At 35.3% G+C, this 24,012-nt stretch carries 24 protein-coding genes and 1 pseudogene; 19 read left to right on the top strand and 6 right to left on the bottom strand.

Features of this window, described 5'->3' with window-relative positions:
* Positions 1 to 52 precede the first annotated feature (52 nt).
* Positions 53 to 961 carry an EamA family transporter gene (locus MKY90_RS18260; RefSeq protein ID WP_002128551.1) on the bottom strand — a complete coding sequence of 303 codons (909 nt, stop codon included), beginning with the start codon at positions 959 to 961 and terminating at the stop codon, positions 53 to 55.
* A 487-nt stretch (positions 962 to 1,448) separates the two neighbouring features.
* Here MKY90_RS18260 and ccdA point away from each other — a divergent pair, with 487 nt between their 5' ends.
* Together ccdA and MKY90_RS18250 are read left to right on the top strand one after the other, a co-directional pair.
* Positions 1,449 to 2,156 carry a cytochrome c-type biogenesis protein CcdA gene (ccdA, locus tag MKY90_RS18255; RefSeq protein WP_001152684.1) on the top strand — a complete coding sequence of 236 codons (708 nt, stop codon included), beginning with the start codon at positions 1,449 to 1,451 and terminating at the stop codon, positions 2,154 to 2,156.
* 90 nt (positions 2,157 to 2,246) lie between these two features.
* Positions 2,247 to 2,753, top strand: coding sequence for a CcdC family protein (locus MKY90_RS18250; RefSeq protein ID WP_002014224.1), 507 nt, complete (start codon positions 2,247 to 2,249; stop codon positions 2,751 to 2,753).
* A gap of 134 nt (positions 2,754 to 2,887) precedes the next feature.
* On the opposite strand, the gene MKY90_RS18245 is transcribed toward MKY90_RS18250, so the two are convergent.
* Both MKY90_RS18245 and MKY90_RS18240 read right to left on the bottom strand, forming a co-directional pair.
* Positions 2,888 to 3,319: a DUF2621 domain-containing protein gene (locus MKY90_RS18245; protein ID WP_016092107.1), complete on the bottom strand. Its 432-nt coding sequence runs from the start codon at positions 3,317 to 3,319 to the stop codon at positions 2,888 to 2,890.
* Between the two features lie 103 nt (positions 3,320 to 3,422).
* Positions 3,423 to 3,719: a hypothetical protein gene (locus MKY90_RS18240; protein WP_000262392.1), complete on the bottom strand. Its 297-nt coding sequence runs from the start codon at positions 3,717 to 3,719 to the stop codon at positions 3,423 to 3,425.
* Positions 3,720 to 3,973: 254 nt separating this feature from the next.
* On the opposite strand from MKY90_RS18240, the gene MKY90_RS18235 reads away from it, so the two are divergent.
* Together MKY90_RS18235 and MKY90_RS30450 are read left to right on the top strand one after the other, a co-directional pair.
* The gene (locus MKY90_RS18235) at positions 3,974 to 4,552 is read left to right on the top strand and encodes an AAA family ATPase (protein WP_063219755.1); all 579 of its coding nucleotides are present in this window, start codon (positions 3,974 to 3,976) and stop codon (positions 4,550 to 4,552) included.
* 4 nt (positions 4,553 to 4,556) lie between these two features.
* Positions 4,557 to 4,703 (top strand): annotated as a pseudogene (locus tag MKY90_RS30450) (DJ-1/PfpI family protein); the annotation flags it as partial.
* Between the two features lie 13 nt (positions 4,704 to 4,716).
* Here the strand turns inward: MKY90_RS30450 and MKY90_RS18230 are convergent.
* The gene (locus MKY90_RS18230) at positions 4,717 to 5,658 is read right to left on the bottom strand and encodes a class I SAM-dependent methyltransferase (RefSeq protein WP_063219754.1); all 942 of its coding nucleotides are present in this window, start codon (positions 5,656 to 5,658) and stop codon (positions 4,717 to 4,719) included.
* A gap of 176 nt (positions 5,659 to 5,834) precedes the next feature.
* Here MKY90_RS18230 and MKY90_RS18225 point away from each other — a divergent pair, with 176 nt between their 5' ends.
* From MKY90_RS18225 to MKY90_RS18170, 12 genes are all read left to right on the top strand, one after another.
* Positions 5,835 to 6,035 (top strand): hypothetical protein, encoded by a 201-nt coding sequence (locus MKY90_RS18225; protein ID WP_078185589.1) that lies wholly within the window; start codon positions 5,835 to 5,837, stop codon positions 6,033 to 6,035.
* Positions 6,036 to 6,394: 359 nt separating this feature from the next.
* Positions 6,395 to 6,835: a hut operon transcriptional regulator HutP gene (gene hutP / locus MKY90_RS18220; RefSeq protein WP_000926519.1), complete on the top strand. Its 441-nt coding sequence runs from the start codon at positions 6,395 to 6,397 to the stop codon at positions 6,833 to 6,835.
* 102 nt (positions 6,836 to 6,937) lie between these two features.
* Entirely contained in the window at positions 6,938 to 8,455 is a 1,518-nt protein-coding gene (gene hutH / locus MKY90_RS18215; protein ID WP_063219752.1) for a histidine ammonia-lyase, read from the top strand.
* A 23-nt stretch (positions 8,456 to 8,478) separates the two neighbouring features.
* On the top strand, positions 8,479 to 10,137 hold the full coding sequence (hutU, locus tag MKY90_RS18210; RefSeq protein WP_002033512.1) for a urocanate hydratase: 1,659 nt from the start codon (positions 8,479 to 8,481) through the stop codon (positions 10,135 to 10,137).
* 12 nt (positions 10,138 to 10,149) lie between these two features.
* Positions 10,150 to 11,421, top strand: a complete 1,272-nt coding sequence (hutI, locus tag MKY90_RS18205; protein ID WP_000887529.1) for an imidazolonepropionase — start codon at positions 10,150 to 10,152, stop codon at positions 11,419 to 11,421.
* Positions 11,400 to 12,371, top strand: coding sequence for a formimidoylglutamase (gene hutG, locus MKY90_RS18200; RefSeq protein WP_098167681.1), 972 nt, complete (start codon positions 11,400 to 11,402; stop codon positions 12,369 to 12,371). The genes hutI and hutG overlap by 22 nt, the downstream gene beginning before the upstream one ends.
* Before the next feature lie 291 nt (positions 12,372 to 12,662).
* Positions 12,663 to 13,124, top strand: a complete 462-nt coding sequence (locus MKY90_RS18195; RefSeq protein WP_170935206.1) for a CarD family transcriptional regulator — start codon at positions 12,663 to 12,665, stop codon at positions 13,122 to 13,124.
* Positions 13,125 to 13,725: 601 nt separating this feature from the next.
* A complete protein-coding gene (locus tag MKY90_RS18190; RefSeq protein WP_002066589.1) occupies positions 13,726 to 14,853 on the top strand; it encodes an alkene reductase in 1,128 nt (375 codons plus the stop codon).
* 71 nt (positions 14,854 to 14,924) lie between these two features.
* Positions 14,925 to 16,499 (top strand): FMN-binding glutamate synthase family protein, encoded by a 1,575-nt coding sequence (locus tag MKY90_RS18185; protein ID WP_098167682.1) that lies wholly within the window; start codon positions 14,925 to 14,927, stop codon positions 16,497 to 16,499.
* Positions 16,500 to 16,984: 485 nt separating this feature from the next.
* Complete coding sequence (locus MKY90_RS18180) at positions 16,985 to 17,923, top strand: ring-cleaving dioxygenase (protein WP_002167825.1); 939 nt, start codon at positions 16,985 to 16,987, stop codon at positions 17,921 to 17,923.
* A 27-nt stretch (positions 17,924 to 17,950) separates the two neighbouring features.
* Complete coding sequence (locus MKY90_RS18175) at positions 17,951 to 18,565, top strand: alpha/beta hydrolase (protein ID WP_063219777.1); 615 nt, start codon at positions 17,951 to 17,953, stop codon at positions 18,563 to 18,565.
* A gap of 137 nt (positions 18,566 to 18,702) precedes the next feature.
* A complete protein-coding gene (locus tag MKY90_RS18170) occupies positions 18,703 to 19,497 on the top strand; it encodes a phosphotransferase (protein WP_063219749.1) in 795 nt (264 codons plus the stop codon).
* A 114-nt stretch (positions 19,498 to 19,611) separates the two neighbouring features.
* Here MKY90_RS18170 and MKY90_RS18165 read toward each other — a convergent pair whose 3' ends face one another.
* Positions 19,612 to 21,144: a BA3702 family sensor histidine kinase gene (locus tag MKY90_RS18165; protein WP_098167683.1), complete on the bottom strand. Its 1,533-nt coding sequence runs from the start codon at positions 21,142 to 21,144 to the stop codon at positions 19,612 to 19,614.
* Between the two features lie 236 nt (positions 21,145 to 21,380).
* On the opposite strand from MKY90_RS18165, the gene MKY90_RS18160 reads away from it, so the two are divergent.
* Positions 21,381 to 21,752 carry a VOC family protein gene (locus MKY90_RS18160; RefSeq protein ID WP_002087825.1) on the top strand — a complete coding sequence of 124 codons (372 nt, stop codon included), beginning with the start codon at positions 21,381 to 21,383 and terminating at the stop codon, positions 21,750 to 21,752.
* A 20-nt stretch (positions 21,753 to 21,772) separates the two neighbouring features.
* On the opposite strand, the gene MKY90_RS18155 is transcribed toward MKY90_RS18160, so the two are convergent.
* Positions 21,773 to 22,582 carry a YitT family protein gene (locus MKY90_RS18155; protein WP_000251329.1) on the bottom strand — a complete coding sequence of 270 codons (810 nt, stop codon included), beginning with the start codon at positions 22,580 to 22,582 and terminating at the stop codon, positions 21,773 to 21,775.
* 151 nt (positions 22,583 to 22,733) lie between these two features.
* Between MKY90_RS18155 and MKY90_RS18150 the strand changes: the two genes are divergently transcribed.
* Entirely contained in the window at positions 22,734 to 23,537 is an 804-nt protein-coding gene (locus MKY90_RS18150; RefSeq protein ID WP_044443636.1) for a protein phosphatase 2C domain-containing protein, read from the top strand.
* 15 nt (positions 23,538 to 23,552) lie between these two features.
* Complete coding sequence (locus MKY90_RS18145) at positions 23,553 to 24,005, top strand: peptidoglycan recognition protein family protein (protein WP_002033528.1); 453 nt, start codon at positions 23,553 to 23,555, stop codon at positions 24,003 to 24,005.
* Positions 24,006 to 24,012 lie beyond the last annotated feature (7 nt).

The following is a 24,012-nucleotide window of genomic DNA, read 5'->3' as shown; positions in this document are numbered from 1 at the left end:
TAATTATACAATAATAAAAGAGAGGATTCTCAAATGAAAATCCTCTCTCGTTTTATGCTGCAACTTTTTTATGAGTATGCTGTTTTCGATAACGCCCACGCATTGCGTATGCAATTTGCGGGATTGCGATACCGATTAAAATAAGTGATACACCGAACCATTGTGAAGATAGTACAGCTTCTTTTAAAACGAATACAGACATAATAGTTGTAACTGGTAGTTCTGCTGCACCAAGAATAGTTGCTAATCCAGAACCGATTTTTGGAATGCCAATTGTAAAGGCAATGGACGGAATAACGATACTAAATATTCCTAATCCTAAGCCGTATTTCCAAAGGCCTTGAGAGATCGCCCCGTTAAAAATAAATGTTGGCGGGAATACGATCATGACTAAAGTTAAAGCGCCAGCCATTAAAAGGACACCACGTGGTAAAGAAGGTACTTCAACGGCAACTTTCCCGCTTACGAAAATGTATGTTGCAAATGTAATAGCAGATAATAAGCCTAAAATGATTCCAGTCGTATCGAAATCACCAGCTGATGTTTCTAATAACCCACTTGATAAAAATGTACCTGCAAGTAAGAAGATTACTGAAATAACTTTTTCTCTTGAAGGTAATGTTTTTGTTGCGACTGCTTCAATGATAATTCCAACCCAAACGAACTGGAATAAAAGTATAATTGCAATAGAAGCTGGTACAGTTTTTAAAGAAGCGTAATAAAAAATTCCAGTAAAACTTGCAGACGTTCCTGCGACGAATAAAATTAACATTTGTTTTAGTGGAACACGATGTCTAGAAAATAGAAGTGTAATAGCAAGTAAAATAATCCAACCGAACAAATACTGGCTACCAATTACCTCTCCAAGTGAAAACCCTTCTGCATATGCAAGTTTAACAAAAATAGCTAAAACCCCATAACTACACGCTCCTAATAAAACTAAAAGAGAATAACGAAGCATGAAAAATTCCTCCCATCTATATGAAATTGTTCCGTAACGGACATATATAACTAGAGGGAAGTATACAAAATTAAAAATGAAGGGTCAAATGAAAGAAAAGTGCAAAATTTTATAGAATAATAATAAAAGTATGATATTTATGCATAATCTTGAAATTAATAATAATTAAAGTATTGTAAAATCAGCTTTATGTTGTATAAAGACAGCATTTGAAAAAAAATTTTAAGGCCAATAGGTGTGAAGTCAATTGTAATGTGCTAATCATTTGAGAAACTGTGGAACCTTTGTTATGTTAGTAACAATTAGAAAGAGTTTCATAATTCAATTGAGATTTTTCTATATAATAGAAGGGAATGAAAACGTTTTATTAGAAAATGTGTGAAAGGGTAGTTTTTCTTATTGTCATGTTGGAAAAGTGAATTCATGAAATGTCCATAGTATTTTCAATTGTTTTTGCTACAATATTGAAGAGGAGAGGAGTGGAATAATGCAAGATATTAGTATTTTTTTAGCGTTTGGAGCTGGGTTCTTATCATTTATATCCCCATGTTGCTTACCGCTTTATCCGGCATTTTTATCATACATAACAGGTATGTCGGTTTCTGAATTGAAAGAAGAAAATGCAATGCTTCGCAAAAGAAGTATGATACATACAGCGTTTTTCTTACTTGGTTTTTCAATTATTTTTATTGCAATTGGATTTGGTACAAGTTTTATTGGAGGCATCTTTACAAATTATAAAGATTTAATTAGACAGTTAGGCGGTATATTTATCATCGTGTTTGGTCTTATTATTGTCGGTGTGTTTAAACCGAAGTTTTTAATGCAAGACCGTAAATTTACGTTTAAAAATCGTCCGAGTGGTTATTTTGGTTCAGTTTTAATTGGATTGGCTTTTGCTGCTGGATGGACACCTTGTACTGGACCTATATTAGTGTCTGTAATTGGATTAGCTGCAACAAATCCAGAATCGGCAATGATTTATATGATTGCTTACATACTTGGATTTGCTATCCCGTTTTTCGTACTTTCATTCTTTATTACGAAAATGTCTTGGATTAAAAGAAATAGTATGAAATTCATGAAGATTGGAGGATACGTTATGATTGTCATGGGTATCTTCCTATATTTTAACTGGATGACGAAAATTATCGTATATTTCTCAAGTTTATTTGGTGGTTTTACCGGTTTTTAGTATTATTCTGTGAAAATGTTGGAAATACTAACGGAAAAGCATATAATAAAATTATATTTTGCATATAGCCACAAAAAAGGATGAGAAAATATGAACATAGTTCTGTTATCAAGTATCGTTGCTGTTTGTATGGCTGTCGGTGCGATGTTTATTCGTTTAAAAGCAGCTAAGAAACCTGCAACATTGAAAAAAATTATACTTCCCCCATTTTTTATGAGCACGGGAGCGTTGATGTTTGTTTTTCCTGAATTTCGATTAACTCCAGCAGAAATGTTAGAAGCAATTGGCGTCGGTTTGTTTTTCTCTATTTTTCTTATTAAAACATCTAAATTTGAAATTAGAGGACAAGAGATTTATTTGAAGCGTTCAAAAGCATTTGTTTTTATACTAATTGGATTACTTGTCGTGCGGATTGTATTTAAAACATACTTAAGCCAATCTCTTGATTTAGGACAACTTAGTGGCATGTTCTTCTTGCTTGCGTTTGCAATGATCGTTTCATGGAGAATTGCAATGTACCGTTCCTTTACGAAATTACAGAAGGAAATGGAAAAAGAAGACGGTTTTTATAACGAAAAAGATATGAAGTTAACGTGAAAATTGTACATGTATAAAATAAAAAATACAGCGTCTTTGACGCTGTATTTTTTATTGGTATTGTTAGCACCTTCTGTCCCAACCACGACGTATAAAACGTAACTTGTCGAAAATAGGGAAATAAAAAATGAAGATTATTTTGCAAGTAAAGATTTGTAATTTGAATAATCAATCTTTTTTTCTTGAAGTTTCTTAATTAAAAATTTATGGTCGCGCTTCGGTGTGGCAACGATATATCCTTGTATAATTAAATCTTGTGTAATTTTTGAAGCGTTTTCCTTTATTGCAAGTTCACCAATTTTACCGGCAATCTTTGACGTGGCAACATCACGAAATAGTTCAGGAACGGGACTTACTAGTTCTTCTAATAATTGTTTTTGTTCATCATCCCATAAATGTCTCGTTTTATTAATATAGTGCTCTTCCCAATCTAAAATGGACATACCGTCTTCTTTCGGTAATCGTTTTAAAAATTTTCTGAACATAAAGTATCCACCGATAGACATAAGTCCTAATAAAATAACAGTCCATAATACAATAAACCAACTGAACCATCCTTCGAGCAAGTGTATCCCCCCTTAATGATTGCGGTTTTCTTTTATTCATATTATAAACAGTGAGATTCATAGAAAGCAAGAACGCTTGGTCAGTTTGACCAAGCGTTATAGTTTAAACGAAGTATAGTTGTTCAACACATAAATTATTATTATCGTCTTCAACGTACTCAATAATAAGTGTGCCAACTTTACGATCTTTATCTTCAGTTGTGAAAATAGAGTAAGAAGTAAAACGCGCTGTTGATAGGCCGCTTATATGTGTAGGTAAAGAAATGTAGTCGTTATCGCGGAAGAATTCCATTAGTTCAATATCTTCAAATTCTTTTCGGTCAACTTGTTTGTTTGTATAGCGGCGTTGAAGTTGTTTTAAAGATGCATTCCAAGAAATTGCTTTTGTGTCGTATACCATTGTTCTATCTCCTTACTGTATGTAATTATTAAGAACATACGTTCTAATTTAGTATACTCTTTTTATAAGAAAAGGGAAAGCAAAAAATAATGTAAGCTTGGATTTCCAAGCTTACATTATTGATGCGTCCGTCATAATCTCTATTTTTTATTATAAGTTACATAAGAATAAGAAACAAGATGCTATATATTATGTTGATAGTTTTCAAAATTCTGTATATTATCAATGTATTATAAGAAAAGGGAATGAGAGGGATGGTATACGTAATTTCACTTCAAGGACCGATGGCAAGTGGAAAAACAACATTGGCCAAAAGCTTAGAGCGATGTGGGCTTTCAGTTATATATGAAAATCCTTATCCAATTGTAGAAAAGCGAAAAAAATTAAATTTGGATATGTGTACAAAAGAGGGGTTTAGTACAAATCAAAAAATGTTTATTGAAGCAAAAATAAAAGAGTTTCAAAATGTGAAAAGTTCAGTCGTGATTTTTGATCGTGGGCCAGAAGATATTGAATTTTATACACTCTTTTATCCGAAAGTGATAGGGAAAGAGTGGGGTATAGAAACAGAATTAAAAGATGAATTGTATAAATTAAGAGAATGTCGTTCAGATGCAATTTTTTATTTAGATGTTTCGAAAGAGAATTTGTATGATAGAAAAAATAATGATAGGGCAAGAAATCGAAGTACATTTGAGGAACAATTTAGATTAGTAGAAGTTGAAAAAGAATGGTATAAACAATTTCCCGTAACTTATGTGGACACTAATATATTATCAGTGGACGAATTAGAGGCATATTTTATAGGGTGGCTAAGGGAGAAAAGGCTATGAAAAAAATATTATTACAGCACAAGGACATGCATTTGTACCATTTGGAATAGCGATTGCCTCTTATTTTGGGGTAGCGAATGAACATAATATAAATTTTTATAGTGGCAAGGGCAATATGATGATGGAGAAGCTCTTACCAGAAAACGTGTAAAAGCTAGCAAATGCTAGCTTTTTTTACATTGATAAATCACTAACGTTTTCGGATCGCTCCATATACCGTCATGAATTGTTAATTCATTTTCTATTTCTTCTTTTAGCCATTCCTTCATTTCGGTGTGAAGGGACATATTATCAGGTATATTCAGCGACGGAAACATGCTAGAAATATAGTTAACGATTGGAGTGGAATGATGAAAAACAAGTGCATTATGAATAATTGTTTCTTCAACAATTGGAAAAACAGATTGTAATAGATCTTTACCATTTTCTAAACAAAATGGAGCGACTGCTGGTGATGTTTTCGGTAAATCAAATGCGACTAACATTTTGTTGCACATTTCAACTATACGAGGCAATGAAACTTTAGAATTTGTTGTAGCTAAAAGGGCGCCGCCGGGACGAATTACTTTATGGAATCCTTGAATTGTTTTCTCGACATCTTTCATATGGTATAACATATGTCTTGCGATTACCCAGTCATAACAATTAGCTTCGAAAGGAAGTTTACTAGCGTCACCGAGTTTCCATTCAATCGTATTATTCGTTATAGCGGCTTCAGAAATCATGGTTTTCGATTGATCAAAGCCGGTTAACTGGCCTTTATGACCATTGTTTTGCAAAAGGGAAAGGAATTTTCCATTAGCGCACCCGACCTCTAATATTTTTTCTTCCCCTTGGAGTTGTAAATGTTCAATGACGACTTCATCTACATGCACTCGTTTCTCTTCGAAATATGTATGCGTATCGATACGTGTTTGTAAATAGTTACTAACGTTGTATTGGCGTTTTACATCATTCATTTTTTCACATTCCACCTTTATGCAAAATTGCTGGATCGCATGTGTTAATACGTCTGTTTTATTTAGACTTTCGTAATGGAGTGCCGATTCAAACCTTACAAGTAATTTTTCTTCAATTCGAAAATGAATATCCTTTCGCTTCGCCACTGAAATCTCGCCCCTTTGCATCTGTTATGTACAGAGATAATAAAGTTGTTTAATTTATAATAAAGTCGTTTAAAACATAATAAAGTTGTTTAAAAAACGCCAGTCATGTTATTCAACAATCGGGCCATTTTGTTGAGTATGAAAATGTAAATTTAAGAGGGGGTAAGAAAAAAGAAATGATGATTATAATTTTTCTTTTAACAGGTTGGATATTAAGTTGGTTTAAGTTTGATAAGTTGTTTATTCAGGCATTTAAAGAGCTGTTTAACAAAGAAATCACAATTGCAAGTTATTATTTTATGTTTTTTTGTATTGGTGCACTTGGCGACTTGATTTTATTTTTCAATGGAGATTATATAATTCGTTTAGTCAGCTAAAGGGCGCTATTTTTGAAGAAACTTTAGATTTTTAAACGACTTTATGGTTATATTTTTGAGTACAGTGAAGTATCATATATAGCAAATTAAACAACTATATTTTAACCCCGTCTTAAATTTAGAACGGGGTTATGCTTGTTTTAGGTTTTAAAATTAAATAACTTTATTGTCTTTTTACATGTTAGTGAAACTATAGCACGTCTGAAAAAAATCTGTAAATAAATTGTGTACACAAGTACAAGTATGAGAGGGATAAAAAATTGCTTGAATAATATTTTAAACTATTGACGATTTAACCGTTTTCATATATTCTTAAATTAAGTAATATTCAAATAATTCAAAAGAAATGAGAGAGTCACATGCTTCTTCAAGGAACACATCGAATTGGTCGTATGGCTATGCTGTTGGCACTTGCGGATGAGAATGAAAGTCCCGTATTATCTATTCCGAAAGGTTGGAAATATTGTACTGGGAAAGTTGGTTCTATGAATTCGCAAAAAGTAGTAGCAGCAATGGAAACAGCGGCTAAGAGCAACCGAGTTATTGAAACAGATGTTTACAGAGAAACACATGCACTTTATCATGCAATTATGGAAGCTTTGTACGGAGTGACGAGAGGTCAAATTCAGTTAGCAGACGTTCTTCGTACAGTAGGACTTCGCTTTGCGATTGTGCGCGGTACACCATACGACGGAAAAAAAGAAGGCGAATGGGTTGCTGTTGCGCTTTATGGAACGATTGGTGCACCTGTAAAAGGATCTGAGCATGAGGCGATTGGTTTAGGAATTAATCACATATGATTTGCCCATAGTCTATTAGTTAGAAGGGGGCCTTATTTTTTAGGACAGGAGTCTGTCTTAAAAAGATAAGGTCCCCTTTTGCCTTTATAAGGAGGAAAAAGAATGATTACGTTAACAGGACACACATTGACAGTTGAAGAAATGAAGAGGTTGTTACTTGAAGGTGAAGGTGTAACAGCTTGTCCAAATAGTATGCAACAGGTAGCAGAGTGCCGCGAAGTAGTTGAGAAAATCGTAGAGGACGGAAAAGTCGTTTACGGTATTACAACTGGATTTGGAAAGTTTAGTGATGTGCTTATTCAAAAAGATGATGTAAAAGCACTTCAGCACAACTTAATTCAGTCACATGCGTGCGGAATAGGCGATCCATTCCCTGAAGAAGTATCACGCGGTATGTTGATTTTACGAGCTAATACGATGTTAAAAGGAGTATCGGGTGTTAGACCACTTGTTGTAAACATGCTTCTTGAGTTTGTAAATCGTAAAATTCATCCAGTCGTTCCGCAACAAGGATCACTTGGTGCGAGTGGCGATTTAGCACCTTTATCTCATCTTGCTCTCGTTTTATTAGGTGAAGGTGAAGTGTTCTACAAAGGAAAACGAGTTCATGCGATGGTTGCTCTTACAGAAGAAGGACTTGAACCTATTGAACTTGAAGCAAAAGAAGGTCTTGCGTTAATCAATGGTACGCAGGCAATGACAGCGCAAGGGGTTCTTTCTTATATAGAAGCTGAAGCAAGTGCTTATCAATCAGAATTAATTGCATCGATGACAATGGAAGGATTACGCGGCATTATTGATGCATTCGATGAAAATGTTCATAAAGCGCGTGGTTATAAAGAGCAAGTCGAAGTGGCAAGCAGAATTCGTGATATTCTTCATGATAGTAAACTTGTGACAAAACAAGGAGAACTTCGTGTACAAGATGCATATTCACTTCGTTGTATCCCGCAAGTTCACGGTGCTTCTTGGCAAGTTTTAAATTATGTGAAAGAAAAATTAGAAATTGAAATGAATGCAGCAACAGATAATCCACTTATTTTTGATGGCGGTGAAAAAGTAATCTCTGGTGGTAATTTCCACGGACAACCAATTGCATTTGCAATGGACTTCTTAAAAGTAGGGATGGCGGAGCTTGCAAATATTTCAGAGCGCCGTATTGAACGCCTAGTAAATCCGCAATTAAATGACTTACCACCATTTTTAAGTCCAGAACCAGGACTTCAATCAGGTGCCATGATTATGCAATATGCAGCGGCTTCACTCGTTTCAGAAAATAAAACGTTAGCTCATCCAGCGAGTGTAGATTCAATTCCGTCTTCAGCTAACCAAGAAGATCACGTAAGTATGGGAACAATCGCTTCACGTCATGCGCATCAAATTATTCAAAATGCAAGACGCGTTCTTGCAATTGAGATGATCTGTGCGATGCAAGCAGCAGAATATCGCGGAATTGAAAACATGAGTACAGTTACAAAAACGTTCTATCATCAAGGTCGTCAGCAAGTGCCATCTATTACAAATGACCGTATATTCTCAACGGATATTGAAAATATCGCGCATTGGTTAAAAACGAATTATTCAATAAAGGAAAGATTGGATGTAAATGCAGCACTATAAAACGAGAAAAGGGAGAGATTGAAATGGAAAAAGTACAACAAACAATTCGTGCGGCAAGAGGTACTGAGTTACAAACGAAAGGATGGGTTCAAGAAGCTGCACTTCGAATGTTAATGAACAATTTAGACCCTGAAGTAGCTGAAAAACCAGAAGAATTAGTTGTATACGGCGGAATTGGCCGTGCAGCTCGTAACTGGGAAAGCTACCATGCAATTGTTGATTCATTAAAAACGTTAGAAAACGATGAAACGTTACTTGTTCAATCAGGAAAACCAGTTGCAATTTTTAAATCACATGAAGATGCGCCTCGCGTTCTTTTAGCGAACTCAAACTTAGTACCGAAGTGGGCGAACTGGGATCACTTCCGTGAATTAGAGAAAAAAGGTCTTATGATGTACGGACAAATGACAGCGGGTAGCTGGATTTACATTGGGACACAAGGGATTTTACAAGGAACATATGAAACATTTGGTGAAGCGGCACGTCAACATTTCGATGGTTCATTAAAAGGTACTGTAACGATTACTGCTGGTTTAGGTGGCATGGGTGGCGCACAACCGCTTGCTGTAACGATGAACGGCGGTGTTGTAATTGCTATTGATGTAGATAAGCGTAGTATCGATCGTCGTATTGAAAAGAGATATTGTGATAAGTATACAGAATCATTAGAAGAAGCATTGGCTATTGCAAACGAATATAAAGAGAAGAAAGAGCCTATTTCAATTGGATTATTAGGTAATGCAGCAGAAATTTTACCTGAGTTAGTAAACCGTAATATTATCCCTGACTTAGTTACGGATCAAACTTCTGCCCATGATCCATTAAACGGTTATATTCCAGTAGGTTACACAGTAGAAGAAGCAGCGAAGCTTCGTGAAGAAGATCCAGAACGTTACGTACAATTATCAAAAGAAAGTATGAAAAAACATGTAGAAGCAATGCTTGCAATGCAAGAAAAAGGCGCGATTACATTTGATTACGGAAATAACATTCGCCAAGTTGCTTTCGATGAAGGATTAAAAAATGCTTTCGATTTCCCGGGATTCGTTCCAGCATTTATCCGTCCATTATTCTGTGAAGGAAAAGGACCATTCCGCTGGGTAGCACTTTCTGGTGATCCAGAAGATATTTATAAAACAGACGAAGTTATTTTACGCGAGTTCGCGGATAATGAGCATTTATGTAATTGGATTCGTATGGCACGTCAGCAAGTTGAGTTCCAAGGTCTTCCATCACGTATTTGTTGGCTTGGTTATGGCGAGCGTGCGAAATTTGGCCGCATTATTAATGAAATGGTGGCTAATGGTGAATTATCAGCACCGATCGTTATCGGCCGTGACCATTTAGATTGTGGATCAGTAGCATCTCCAAACCGTGAAACAGAATCTATGAAAGACGGTAGTGATGCAGTAGCAGACTGGCCAATTTTAAATGCATTAATTAACAGTGTAAACGGTGCAAGCTGGGTGTCTGTTCATCACGGTGGTGGCGTTGGTATGGGTTATTCACTTCACGCTGGAATGGTTATCGTTGCAGATGGAACAGAAGCAGCGGCAAAACGTATTGAACGCGTATTAACTTCTGACCCTGGTATGGGTGTTGTTCGTCACGTTGATGCTGGCTATGACTTAGCGGTTCAAACTGCGAAAGAAAAAGGCGTTAACATCCCAATGATGAAATAAGGAGGCAGAAACATGCTGGACACTTTACTAATAAATATCGGTCAATTACTAACAATGGATCAAGAAGATGGCTTGTTAAGACGGGAAGCGATGAATACGCTTCCTGTTATTGAAAATGGTGCGGTTGGAATTGAAAATGGTGTAATTACTTTTGTTGGAACAGCGGAAGAAGCTAAAGGATTACAAGCGAAAGAGGTTATTGATTGCGGCGGGAAAATGGTGTCTCCTGGTCTTGTTGATCCGCATACTCATCTTGTATTTGGTGGATCTCGTGAAAATGAAATCGCGCTAAAACTACAAGGAGTTCCGTACTTGGAAATTTTAGAACAAGGTGGAGGTATTCTTTCAACTGTAAATGCAACGAAACAAGCGTCGAAAGAAGAACTTGTTCAAAAAGCTAAATTCCATTTAGACCGTATGCTATCTTTCGGAGTTACAACTGTAGAAGCGAAGAGTGGTTACGGATTGGATGATGAGACAGAATGGAAACAATTAGAGGCAACTGCACAATTACAAAAAGAGCATCCAATTGATTTAGTTTCAACATTTTTAGGTGCTCATGCAGTTCCGAAAGAGTATAAAGGAAGATCGAAAGAATTTTTACAATGGATGCTAGATCTATTACCAGAAATGAAAGAAAAGCAATTAGCTGAGTTCGTTGATATTTTCTGTGAAACAGGTGTGTTCTCTGTAGAAGAATCAAAAGAATTTTTATTAAAAGCGAAAGAGCTTGGCTTTGATGTGAAAATTCATGCAGATGAAATCGACCCTCTTGGTGGTGCGGAAGCAGCGGCTGAAATTGGTGCAGCATCAGCGGACCATTTAGTTGGCGCTTCTGATAAAGGAATTGAAATGCTTGCGAATTCTAATACAGTAGCAACTTTATTACCAGGAACAACTTTCTATTTAAATAAAGAAAGCTTCGCACGCGGCCGCAAAATGATTGATGAAGGTGTTGCAGTTGCTTTAGCTACAGATTTTAACCCAGGTAGCTGTCCAACTGAAAACATTCAGCTTATTATGAGCATTGCGATGCTGAAACTGAAAATGACACCAGAAGAAGTTTGGAATGCGGTAACAGTGAACTCATCTTATGCCATTAATCGAGGCGATGTAGCTGGGAAAATTAGAGTTGGTCGTAAGGCGGATTTAGTTTTATGGGATGCTTATAATTACGCTTACGTACCGTACCATTACGGCGTAAGTCATGTAAATACAGTATGGAAGAATGGGAATATCGCATATACAAGAGGTGAACAATCGTGGAGCACGGCCACTATTTAAAGAAAAATGCAAAGTTTATCGATCGGGAAGTGACGAAATGGAGCGAAATGATTAAAGATTGGGAGGAAGGCGTAGAAATATTCGGTGCTGCCTTAATTGGAGCACCCCTTTCTAAACCATCTATTAGTCATTCAGGAGCATGTTTTGCACCAAAAACAATTCGTTCAATGTTGGATGCATATAGCACGTACGCAATTACAGAAGAACACGATATGAAAGAAAGTGTTCTTCATGATTGTGGTGATATTACGATGCATGTGACAGATATAAAAGAGAGTCATAACCGAATTGCGAAAACAGTTGGTCACTTGACGAAAGTAAATCCGAAAATGATACCAATCGTTCTTGGTGGTGACCACTCAATTAGTTTTCCGAGTATAACTGGTTTTGCAAATAGTAAAGGGAAGGTCGGCATTATTCAATTTGATGCCCATCATGATTTACGTAATTTAGATGATGGTGGTCCATCAAATGGTACACCGTTCCGTAGTTTGCTAGAAAATGATGTGATTACAGGAAAACAACTCGTTCAAATTGGGATTCGTAATTTTTCAAATGCACGAGCGTACCATGAATATGCAAAAGAGCATGGCCTGACAGTGTATACAATGAAAGATGTAAGAGAGCGAAAAATAAAAGATCTTATTTCAGAAAGTATTGAAGTATTAAGAAAACAAGATGTGACTTCTATTTATATTTCTCTTGATATGGACGTACTAGACCAAGCGTTTGCGCCAGGCTGTCCAGCAATTGGCCCTGGTGGGATGGATAGTACAACTTTACTTGATGCAATTGAATTCCTTGGTAAAGAGCCACTCGTTCAAGGGATGGATATAGTAGAAATTGATCCAACTCTTGATTTTAGGGATATGACGAGTAGAGTAGCTGCGCAAGTGATTATGAGTTTTCTTTTAGCGCGAGAAACGATTAGTAAACAGGTTAGTATATAAGCGAAAGATCGTGTGTGAAGTTTTGAAGCAACCGTTTTTGTCATTATATAAAAATACATCGCTATTTATATGTAGTGATGTGTTTTTTTGTTTTACAAGGTATATAAAATTGGAGAAAATGGGTGTGGAAATGTAACAAAATCGCGGGTTTTTTAGTGTTTCTGTACAGCTTGAATTTTTATGTGTAAATAAATTGACATAGAAAATAATTTTGTGATATTATAAAAATTTTGCTAAAAAAATAAATGTGTGTTAAGATTGAGAAGGTTACCATATATGGAGGTGGATTATTTGTTTCAAATTGGCGATAACATCGTTTATCCAATGCACGGAGCAGGTATAATTAAAGCCATAGAAGAAAAGGAAATCTCAGGAGAAAAAAGACAGTATTATGTTATAAAAATGTCGGCTAGTAATATGGAAGTAATGATTCCTATGGGGAAAATATTGAGTTCAAATATACGACCAGTTACAGATATAAAGGCATTAACAAACATAATAGATATTTTTCAGCATGGGGAATCAGATAGATTACTTACGTGGAAACAAAGGTATAAATTGAACACTGATAAAATAAAAACGGGTAAAATACAAGAAGGTGCTGAAGTTGTACGTGATTTATTACGTATGCAGAAAGAAAAAGCACTTAATGCAAGCGAAAAGAAAATGTTAGATAACGCACATGAATTTTTGATTAGTGAGCTGGGATTAATTGAAGGTATCACAGAAAATCAAATAAAAAGCTTTTGTTAAGATTCATTGTAGATAATGTATTACATCCCAAAAAAGATCTTGAATTTTTTGGGAATATAATTATAGAAAATCAATCATTTCAAAGACATTCAACTCTTTCAAACCACTTTTAGAGCATTAACCTCTTTTGTTATTACTACAATTTAATCCATTTTTATTTTTTAATTTCTTTTACGAATGTTCGAAGTTTAATTAAATAACTCGATAAAATAGTTACTTGATTTTTGCAATCCTGATTCACACTGGCACGGACGAGGAGCCGTAAGGATGAAAGAGAGGTAGGGCTTTCATTGTTTTAGGTATATAAGTTATTATTTTTAGAAGAATACTGAACCACTCCCACTTCTATTGTTAAGAGATTTTCCATATGTGAGGAGATAATAATTGTTTATTTTCTTTATTTAAAAGAGATAAACGAATTGTTAGCCTTATATGGTCAACTAAAAAAGGTTTCCTAATTAGGAAACCTTTTTAATTTTTGTTTTTATCATTCTATTTGTTTAATATTCGAATCTTTAATGGTAAAGACGTATAAATTGACGTTACTATCTAAAAGTAAGTATGATGCGATTATAGTTAGATTTTTTTAGGGGGAAGAAAAATGACAAGTTCAAATAATAAAGCGGCAAGTATTTATGAAGGAACAAATATAAACGCTTGGGGGTCTTTTGAAAATATTGAAGAAACGAAGTTATTTCATCCGATTCAAATTGGATCTTGGTCTCTTCGTAATCGCATAGCGATGGCACCGATGACGAGATGTTTTGCAAATAATGAGACTGGGGTAGTTGGTACTGATGTAGTAGAGTATTATCAAAAACGTGCTGCTGATGGGATTGGATTAATTATTACAGAAGGAATTGTCATTAGCCCGAGAGCAAAAGGGAATCCGGGAGTACCAGGTATTTATACACAAGCGCAAATTGATTCTTGGAAACCTGTTACAGAGGCAGTACATAAAGAAGGCGGAACGATTATTGCTCAAATATGGCATGTTGGACGTATGAGTCATCACGAAATAATTGGTGGTCAAATGCCGCAAGCACCGTCTGCTATTGCTGCGGAGGGTAATGTTCCGCGTTTTCGTAAACCGTTTGATACACCAGAAGCAATGACAATAGAAGAAATAAAAGAAGTTATCGGTCAATATGCACAAGCCGCAAAGAATGCGATAGAAGCTGGATTTGATGGTGTAGAAATTCACGGTGCACACGGATATTTAATTGACCAATTTACTTATGAATTTGCGAATAAGCGTACTGATAAATACGGCGGGGACTTAAAACAAAGGTTAACGTTTATGAAAGAAGTTGTTCAGGCTGTAATTGAAGCAGTTGGAGCTGATAAAACGCTTCTTCGCTTCTCTGCCTTTAAAGGTGATAATCCTACTTATATGTGGGAACATCCTGAACTTGCAATTGAAACGTTTGTAAATATGTTTAAAGAAGTTGGATTAACGATGATTCACCCTTCAACGATGAATTATACGCAAGTTATTGCTGACGGTAAGAATTTTCATCAATTAGTAAGAAAGTATTGGGATAGTACTATCGTAGGAGTAGGTAATTTGAATCCGAAAGAGGCAGAAGAAGCACTGCAAGAAGGAACAATTGATGTAGCGGCGTTCGGAAGACCATTAATCGCTAATCCAGATTTTGTGCAGCGAATTAAAAATGCTGAAAGTTTGGTTGAATATGACGCGAAAGAGCATCTTGCTACGTTAGTGTGAATAAGGATAAAAAGAGAACACATGGAGTGTTCTCTTTTTATTATGGAATTTCATATATAGGGGGAAGCGGAATGAGTGAAGCGCTACTCATTATTATTAGTATATTGCTCTTTTTGATGCTACTTTTAATTGTCTTTTTTATCATTACATTTTTTATTAAAAAACGGACGCATCATTCTATATTAAAACTGCATCCATACTTAGGTAGAATGCGCTATTTACTCGAAAAAATAGGTCCGGAATTTCGGCAATATTGGTTTGATCATGATACTGACGGAAAGCCCTTTTCGCGCTACGATTTTCAAAGTGTTATGTTTCTAGCAAAATACCGTTCTGAAATACTTGGTTTTGGATCAAAACGAGATTTTGAGGAATCTGGCTATTATATTGCTAATACATTATTCCCCACATTAACAGATGAATTAAGTGTGAATCTCACGCAAGAACGTGAGGGGAAAAAATATATGATTCATAAAGAAGGGTTATTTTCAAGAAGAGAAAAATTGACAGCGGATACAACAAACCTTTGGTTGTATGAAGAAGAAGATGCAATTATAGTGGGCGAAAATCGTAAATATCCATGGAAACTGTATGGGATGTTTGGAGCGTCAGCGACATCTTACGGTGCGATTGGAGAAAATTATATTTTATCAGCTGGGTTTGGTGCAAAAATGGCAGGTGGTTCGTGGATTAATACTGGGGAAGGGGGCGTCATTCCAGAACATTTACATACGGGTGCAAATATCGTTGCCCAAATTGGTCCGGGATTATTTGGATACCGTGACGAGGACGGGAATTTTTCGATGAAGGAATTTATGGAGAAGGCGAAAGAAAGTAATATTAAAGCGTTTGAATTGAAATTTGGGCAAGGAGCAAAAATACGTGGTGGTCATTTAGAAGGACAGAAGGTAAATGAGAAAATCGCTTCCGTTCGGAAAGTACGAGAAGGAGAAACGATTAATTCGCCAAATCGTTTTTCATTTATTAGTAGTGCCACAGAGGCTTTATATTTTATTCAAGATTTACAAGAAAACGGTGGTAAACCAGTGGGCATGAAAATTGTAATTGGTCAACAGAAGCCTTTGGAAGATTTATTAAAAGCAATGAAAGAATTAAACATCTATCCAGATTTTATTACAATCGACGGTTCAGAAGGTGGATCAGGGGCAACATATAAATCGATGGCAGATAGTATGGGGCTTCCGCTTATACCGGCATTACTTACATTTATTGATACAGCAAATCATTACGGTGTCAGGGATAAATTAAAGGTGTTTGCCTCCGGGAAATTAATCACGCCAGATAAAGTAGCGATTGCTTTAGCTATCGGTGCAGATGCCGTAAATTCAGCACGTGGATTCATGATGGCAAGTGGTTGTATTATGGCACTTCAATGTAATTCAGGGCAATGCCCATCTGGGGTTGCAACTACGAATCCACACTACCAAAAAGCATTAGATCCGTATGAGAAAAAATGGCGAGTAATGAACTATGTTATTAGTATGAGATATAGTTTGTTTTCATTAGCGGCAGCAGCAGGGGTAAAGAGCCCGCGCCATTTAACGAGAGAGCATATTGTGTTTAAAGATGAGATGGGGAAAGTAGTTCCACTTTCGGAATTGTTTCCTTCCGTAATTGGGAAGTAAATATGTAGCTGAACAAAAAATAATCAAAAAAGTCATACATTTGTATGGCTTTTTTGGTTATGGGAAAAGTAGAAATTTATTACATGAATGTTCCCGCTTTTTGGTTGCTCTTTTTCAAACAAATTATTTGATGGAGATGAGTTATCAGAATATTGTTTTTGATGAAAAAATGAAACGATATCTGCATTGACAATAAAAACTAATTAGACTATAATAAATCTCGAATTCAAGATATTTTTTGAAGGATAGTCAAAATCATAAAATCAATATTTAAAATATAATCATAAGAACTGTAGTTTTTTTGTCGATTATCTCGAATTCGAGATAATTTTTGAACTAAATGAAATGTGTTAGTTTTTTAGAGAGATACCTCAATTTTGTAAAAGATAGTATTGCGGATTGAACTTTATCATATGGACAAAATGAATAATGAATTTTAGCGAATAAACGTTTTTTGTAATGAAATAAAAAAAGGGGTGGAGAAAGTGGAAAAGAAAACGATGGGAATTCATCACATTACAGCAATCGTAGGTCACCCACAAGAAAATGTAGATTTTTATGCAGGTGTATTAGGATTGCGTTTAGTAAAACAAACAGTGAATTTTGATGATCCAGGTACGTATCATCTTTATTTTGGTAATACAGGAGGAAAGCCTGGAACAATTATTACGTTTTTTCCATGGGCAGGTGCTCGTCAAGGTATTATTGGGGACGGTCAAGTAGGCATTACGTCTTATGTCGTACCAAAAGGTACAATGGAGTTTTGGGAAAATAGATTAGAAAAATTCGACGTACCGTATACAAAAATGACTCGGTTTGGAGAACAGTATATAGAATTTGATGATCCACATGGTTTGCATATAGAATTAGTTGAAAGAGAAGAGGGCGAATTAAATAATTGGACTTTTGGGGAAGTTACGCCAGAAGTAGCAATTAAAGGATTTGGCGGTGCTGTTCTTTTATCTGCACAACCTCAAAAAACTGCTGAATTGTTAGAGCATGTTATGGGTCTTGAGAAAGTAGGAGAAGAGGGAGAGTTTATGCGGTTCCGTTCTTCTGCTGATATTGGAAATATTATCGATTTGAGATTATCAACAATTGGACGTGGGCAAATGGGTGTTGGTACAGTTCATCATATTGCTTGGAGAGCGAGTGATGATGCTGATCAATTAGACTGGAAAGAGCATGTGTCTCGCTTTGGATATGGTGTAACCCCTGTACAAGACCGAAACTATTTTAACGCAATTTATTTTAGAGAACACGGCGAAATCTTATTTGAAATTGCAACAGACCCTCCTGGTTTTGCCCATGACGAATCTTTAGAGACGATGGGTGAGGAGTTAAAATTACCGGACCGATACGAACAACATAGAAAACAAATTGAACAGACACTCTTACCATTTGAAGTGAGAAATCTAGATTAAAGTGATTGAAAGGGGAAAAGGAATATGATGAAACATGTTTTTCAAAAAGGAAAAGATACATCAAAACCAGTATTGTTATTGCTTCATGGTACAGGAGGAAATGAATTAGATTTATTACCGCTTGCAGAAAGAATTGATCGGGAAGCTTCTGTATTAAGTGTTCGTGGAAATGTATTAGAAAATGGGATGCCTCGTTTCTTCCGCCGATTAGCAGAAGGTATTTTTGATGAAGAGGATCTTGTTTTCCGTACGAAGGAATTAAATGAATTTTTAAATGAAGCAGCAAAAACATATGAATTTGATAGAGATAATATCGTAGCTGTTGGGTATTCAAATGGAGCAAATATTGCAGCGAGTTTATTATTCCATTATGAAAATGCATTAAAAGGTGCCATTCTTCATCATCCAATGGTCCCAAGAAGAGGGATAGAACTTCCTAATTTAGTAGAGAAAGCAGTGTTTATTGCTGCTGGAACAAATGATCCAATTTGTTCACCTTCTGAGTCAGAGGAATTGAAGGTGCTATTAGAAAATGCAAATGCTAATGTAACAATACATTGGGAAAATAGAGGGCACCAATTAACGATTGGTGAAGTAGAGAAGGCAACGGAATGGTATGAAAAAATGGTTTCACAGGCATAAATATTAGACTAAATCGAGTGTAAAATCATAAAGATTTTATACTCGATTTTTTTGTTGCAATTTAAGGGGTTAAAAGAGAATAGGAAAGTTATGTTAAAATATAAAGAAAATGTAGAATAATGGAGGGGGACTATTAGATGTCAAACTACGAAAATGAAGAAATGCTAACGGGAGGGAATGTCTCAAACGTATATCGTTCGGAAGATACTGTTCGACGAGAATTAAAGCAAGGCAGTACCAAAATTCATAAGCTATTAAATCATTTGGAAAACAAAGGTTTTAGTTATGCACCAAAGTTTTTAGGTATTGATGATAAAGATAGAGAGATATTATCATTTATTGAAGGAGAAGCTGGTAATTACCCTTTAAAAGAGTACATGTGGTCTAATGATGTTTTAAAAGAAATAGCGAAGATGCTCCGTCTTTATCATGATGCTGTGAGTGATTTCCCGTTATCAGATGATTGGAAACCGATGGATAATACTCCAAATACAATAGAGGTTGTATGCCACAATGATTTTGCAATATACAACATTATTTTTAATAACGAAAAACCAGTAGGTATTATTGATTTTGATGTTGCTGGTCCTGGACCCAGACTTTGGGACATAGCCTATACTCTTTACACTTGTGTCCCATTAAGTAGAGTGTATTATAAGGAAACAGGTGCGGCGGTTTATTATAATTCATTACAGCATGCAGACCGCATAAAGCAAAGAGTTAAATTGTTTTTTGAGTCCTATAAAAGTGATGGCATCGCCGAGGATTATTTGGAGATGGTACTTCTACGATTAGAAGGATTATGTAAATACATGAAAAGAAAAGCACTAGAAGGCGATATGAACTTCCAAAAGATGATAGATGAAGGGCATCTTGAACATTATGAAAATGATATTCAGTTTATTCGTAAACATGGAAAAGAGTGGATTTAATAAAATAAATCGTATACAAAAATAAAGCTCAGAGTCATATAGGGACTTTGAGCTTTTTAGTGTAGATGTTTTCCACAATAACTGAACTACTTATAATATCTTGTAGATGTATAGTTAAGAGTTTGTTACAGGATGAGCTGTAGCAATCGGTAATTGGATATCGACAGTTGTTCCTATGTTTAATTCACTGGAAATGAATAATTTCCCGTGATGCTCTTGAATGATTTTATAGCACATCATTAAGCCAAGGCCAGTTCCTTTTTCTTTCAAGCTATAAAAAGGTTCGCCAAGACGAGCCATGCGCTCTTCAGGAATCCCACAACCTTCATCCATAATGCGTATTGAAACAAAATCATTTTCTAACGAAGTTGTTTGAATGAAAATGTTACCACCATCAGGCATCGCCTCGATTGCATTTTTTAATATGTTAATCAAAACTTGTTTTAATTGATTACTGTCACATTGAATGTCAGAAATATAATCGAAATGATCCATGATGATATGAACGCTATGCATAATTGCTGTTGGTAAAATAAAAGTTACAACTTCTTCAATTAATGTTTGTACGTTGCATGTATGAATAGATAACACTTGTGGTTTAGACATCGCCATAAATTGGCTTGTTATAGATTCCATTTGTGAAATTTCACTCAACATAACGTCCACATACCATTTATTTTCCTCATTTATTTCTGGATGTAATAACGTTAAAAATCCTTTTAATGAAGTGAGCGGGTTTCTAATTTCATGGGCAATTCCAGCTGTCAGTTGTCCTACTACTGCAAGTTTTTCGGATTTCCGTAATAACTTTTCAGTTTCTTTTAGTTCGGTAACGTCTCTTCCCATCACTATAAGACCTTTGCGTGAGCCATCAGGATGGAAGAGTGGGACTTTTGAAATGCTTAAAACTAGGTCGAAATCATTTCTATGTATAATAAATTCCTCTCCGTGAAGAATTTGTCCTTTTTGCCATGTTAGTTCATCGACTTCTTCACAATGCAAAAAAGATTCGCGGTATGCTTCGTTATATTGAATGAGTTCATTATCTCTTTTTCCATGATAAGGAACGTTATGGAAATTGAAACAAGAAAGCGCATAGTCATTCGCTTCAAGCCAGCGTCCTTCATGATCCTTAAAAATAACAAATGCAGGCATTGAATTCATTAATGTGCGTAATCGTTTCTCACTCTCTTGTAATGCTTTCTCAATTCTTTCTGATTTTTCAAGGGGTTTCATAATGGCGTATACACCTGTTAAACGGTTTTTAACAAAAATAGGAACTAATTTTGTTACGACATCTAGTAAATATCCGTCTTTATGATAAATAGAGACAATATACTCTTTTTGATTGTCAGCTGCAGCATTTTTTATGTATTGTAGCACTTGATCAGAAATATGTGCTTCTAAAATAGAAGTGATTGTTTTCCGCTCTAATTCGTTAGAAGTATAACCTAATATTCTTTCCGCAGAGGGGTTAATATGTAAAATAACTCCTTCTAAATTCAATGAAATAATACTATCAGGGTTATGTTCAAAAAGAGATGCATACATTTCTGCTAAAGAACGATTTTGTATATGGTTTCGCAAGCGCTCCGATACGTTTGGGTGACGCTTTTTTTGAGTAGATGAATGTTTTTTACGACTCATAATATTTCCTCCGTACAACTAGCATCTAAAAAAGATGAATCTAGTACTAACTATAATATAGGTGCAATGTGTATTTCTATAAAAAATGGAAATTATATAATAAATTTTCTTTTTTATTTTTAGTGGAAGGTAAAAAAAGGTAGTAATAAGAGAATCTTATATTGCTTTATTAATATTTTCTAAGTTACATGAATGTATTTTCGTTATAACATTAGAATAGAAGAGGGGGAAGGAATATGAAAAATTATATTCAAGGAATTGATCATGTACAAGTAGCGGCGCCAGTAGGATGTGAAGAAGAAGCACGAGAATTTTATGGTAATAAAATTGGTATGGAGGAAATTCCAAAGCCGGAGGAATTAAAGAAGCGTGGTGGGTGTTGGTTTAAGTGTGGAAATCAAGAGATTCATATCGGAGTTGAGCAAAACTTTAATCCAGCTAAAAAAGCGCATCCAGCTTTTTATGTTTTGAAAATTAATGAATTTAAACAAGGGTTAATAAAGCAAGGTATTGAAGTAATAGATGATCATGCGCGACCAGATGTAATCAGATTTTACGTGTCAGATCCGTTTGGAAATCGAATTGAATTTATGGAAAATAAAAACTAGGTGGAGATCCATCTAGTTTTTTACACTTTTCTAAACAATCCTAATACTTCAACAGTCTCCGTAATATTAACGAATGCATGAGGATCAATTTCCGAAATCGTTAGTTTCATACTTGCTAATTCTTCACGTGAAACGACTGTCATAAGTACACGTTTTTTCTCGTTTGAATAAGCACCTTCACCATCAAGTAACGTAATTCCGCGTACTACAGTTGAAAGAAGCTTTTTTTTCATTTCTTCCGCTTGATTTGTTACAATCATAAGTGTAACTTTACGATGTTTCGTATGAACGGCATCAATTACTTTACCAGTTACATAAATTGAAAGTAAGCTTGTAAGGGCAACATCCCAAGTGAAGAAAAATCCTGCAATGACAACAACAACAGTATTTAATGCAATAAGGAATCCACCAAGTTTAATATCTCGCTTACGAGATAACAACATACCGATAATATCAAATCCACCAGTCGAACCATGGCAGTTAAAGACAAGACCGATACCAGCTCCGGCGATGACACCGCCAAATACAGATGATAAAAGTGGATCTGTTGCTACGACTTTTACTGGAACATAGTATAATGCAACAGATAATACAATTACAGAAACAACCGTGTTAAAAATTACTTTTTTTCCAAGACCTATGTATCCTAAAATAAGGATAGGTAAGTTCAATACAAAGTTAATAATACCTGTGTTTACAGGGGTTACAATCCCTAAAATAATAGCAATTCCGCCAATTCCACTACTTAAAATTTTATGGGGGATAAGGAAAAGATTAAAGGCAATTGCGATAATAATAGAACCAAAAATAACACCAAGAAATCTGACCATCTCTTTCCCGTCCTTCACTAAAAAATCATATTATTTCAAGATTATATATGAAATTGAAAGTTTTAGGTAAAAACAGTTTATTTCGGAAAATTAGATTAATCTAAACAATTTGAGTATTTGATGATTTGGTAATTTGAAAGGGGATACAGATATGAAGATAACAACATATCAACAGAAAAGTCCTTTAAAACAAGAGTGTGAGGATTCATTTTTTTGTAATGAAGATAAAATGATTTACGGTGTATGCGATGGAGCAACTCCGCTCGTCCCGTTTTGTGATGAAGAAGGACATAATGGAGCATACATCGCTTCGCATTTATTTGCAAGTCATTTTACTTCGTTACGGGAGATTAATAGTTTACAAGGTGAAGTTGCAAAGGCGAATGAATTATTGCAAAACAAGATGCTAGAGTACAAGGTTGATACGAGAAAAAAAGACCATCTGTGGTGTACATGTATTGCAGCAGTTCAAATAGAAGGCGAAAAACTTGAATATGCACAGTTAGGTGATTGTATGATCGTTGCAATACTTCAAAATGGGGCGATGAGAGTATTAACGAAAGATACGGTTCAAGGAATTAGTAAACGTGCAAAAAAGAAGAGAGAGGAAGATAGAGAAAAGGGATTACCTGTACCTGAGGAACACGTTTTTCAAGATGTTCGGGAGCAGTTAAAATACAATCGCTATCTTGCAAATATGCCAAACGGCTACTCAGTTGCAAATGGGATGAAAGAAGCTATGGATTATTTACAATATGGTGAATTACAGGTAGCTGAAGTAAGTGGGATTTTTATTTGTTCAGACGGATTGTTTCACCCAGAGTGGTCGTTAGAACAAACTGTAGCATATATAAGAAAGAATAGTATAAAAGAATATGTAGCAATCATTGAAAGGTTAGAAGGAGAAAATAGAATAAGGCCAGATGATAAAACAGTTATTATGATCGATTTGTAAGAGGAGGATGTTCATATGGAAATTAAATGTGCAAATTTAACATTTCAAAATGAGTTAGTTCCTTTAGAAAAAGTAAATAAACTGATCATCCACCATACGTCAGAAGATGGCTGGGATGTGTATAAAACTCACGAATTTCATCAAAAGGTAAGAGGATGGAGCGGGATTGGTTACAATTATTTTATTGAAGAAGATGGAACTGTAGTCGAAGGGCGAGGTTTACATATTGGAGCACATGCGAAAGATAATAATAGTGACACAATTGGAATATGTATGACGGGAAATTTTGATAAATATGATCCAAATACTGCACAAATGAATTCATTATATTCTTTATGTAAAATGTTTATGAAGCAGTTTGCCATAGAGAAAGGAAATATACTCGGCCATAGGGAGTTAGAAGGGGTTACAAAAACTTGTCCAGGAAATCGCTTTTCTATGGTAGAGTTAAGAAAAGTATTATCTTAAATATAGA

This window comes from Bacillus sp. FSL P2-0099 (genome assembly GCF_038007445.1).
Classification (GTDB): domain Bacteria; phylum Bacillota; class Bacilli; order Bacillales; family Bacillaceae_G; genus Bacillus_A; species Bacillus_A mycoides.
This window is presented reverse-complemented; position numbering and strand designations above follow the sequence as displayed.

Bases quoted from the DNA above. Each gene is read 5' to 3' on its own strand.
- hutI (WP_000887529.1), top strand. From the start codon at position 10,150: ATGCTGGACACTTTACTAATAAATATCGGTCAATTACTAACAATGGAT.
- MKY90_RS18165 (WP_098167683.1), bottom strand. From the start codon at position 21,144: ATGAGTCGTAAAAAACATTCATCTACTCAAAAAAAGCGTCACCCAAAC.
- MKY90_RS18260 (WP_002128551.1), bottom strand. From the start codon at position 961: ATGCTTCGTTATTCTCTTTTAGTTTTATTAGGAGCGTGTAGTTATGGG.
- MKY90_RS18155 (WP_000251329.1), bottom strand. From the start codon at position 22,582: ATGGTCAGATTTCTTGGTGTTATTTTTGGTTCTATTATTATCGCAATT.
- MKY90_RS18190 (WP_002066589.1), top strand. From the start codon at position 13,726: ATGACAAGTTCAAATAATAAAGCGGCAAGTATTTATGAAGGAACAAAT.
- hutP (WP_000926519.1), top strand. From the start codon at position 6,395: ATGCTTCTTCAAGGAACACATCGAATTGGTCGTATGGCTATGCTGTTG.
- MKY90_RS18185 (WP_098167682.1), top strand. From the start codon at position 14,925: ATGAGTGAAGCGCTACTCATTATTATTAGTATATTGCTCTTTTTGATG.
- MKY90_RS18175 (WP_063219777.1), top strand. From the start codon at position 17,951: ATGAAACATGTTTTTCAAAAAGGAAAAGATACATCAAAACCAGTATTG.
- MKY90_RS18250 (WP_002014224.1), top strand. From the start codon at position 2,247: ATGAACATAGTTCTGTTATCAAGTATCGTTGCTGTTTGTATGGCTGTC.
- MKY90_RS18160 (WP_002087825.1), top strand. From the start codon at position 21,381: ATGAAAAATTATATTCAAGGAATTGATCATGTACAAGTAGCGGCGCCA.
- MKY90_RS18145 (WP_002033528.1), top strand. From the start codon at position 23,553: ATGGAAATTAAATGTGCAAATTTAACATTTCAAAATGAGTTAGTTCCT.
- ccdA (WP_001152684.1), top strand. From the start codon at position 1,449: ATGCAAGATATTAGTATTTTTTTAGCGTTTGGAGCTGGGTTCTTATCA.
- MKY90_RS18150 (WP_044443636.1), top strand. From the start codon at position 22,734: ATGAAGATAACAACATATCAACAGAAAAGTCCTTTAAAACAAGAGTGT.
- MKY90_RS18170 (WP_063219749.1), top strand. From the start codon at position 18,703: ATGTCAAACTACGAAAATGAAGAAATGCTAACGGGAGGGAATGTCTCA.
- hutU (WP_002033512.1), top strand. From the start codon at position 8,479: ATGGAAAAAGTACAACAAACAATTCGTGCGGCAAGAGGTACTGAGTTA.
- MKY90_RS18235 (WP_063219755.1), top strand. From the start codon at position 3,974: ATGGTATACGTAATTTCACTTCAAGGACCGATGGCAAGTGGAAAAACA.
- hutH (WP_063219752.1), top strand. From the start codon at position 6,938: ATGATTACGTTAACAGGACACACATTGACAGTTGAAGAAATGAAGAGG.
- MKY90_RS18225 (WP_078185589.1), top strand. From the start codon at position 5,835: ATGATGATTATAATTTTTCTTTTAACAGGTTGGATATTAAGTTGGTTT.
- MKY90_RS18240 (WP_000262392.1), bottom strand. From the start codon at position 3,719: ATGGTATACGACACAAAAGCAATTTCTTGGAATGCATCTTTAAAACAA.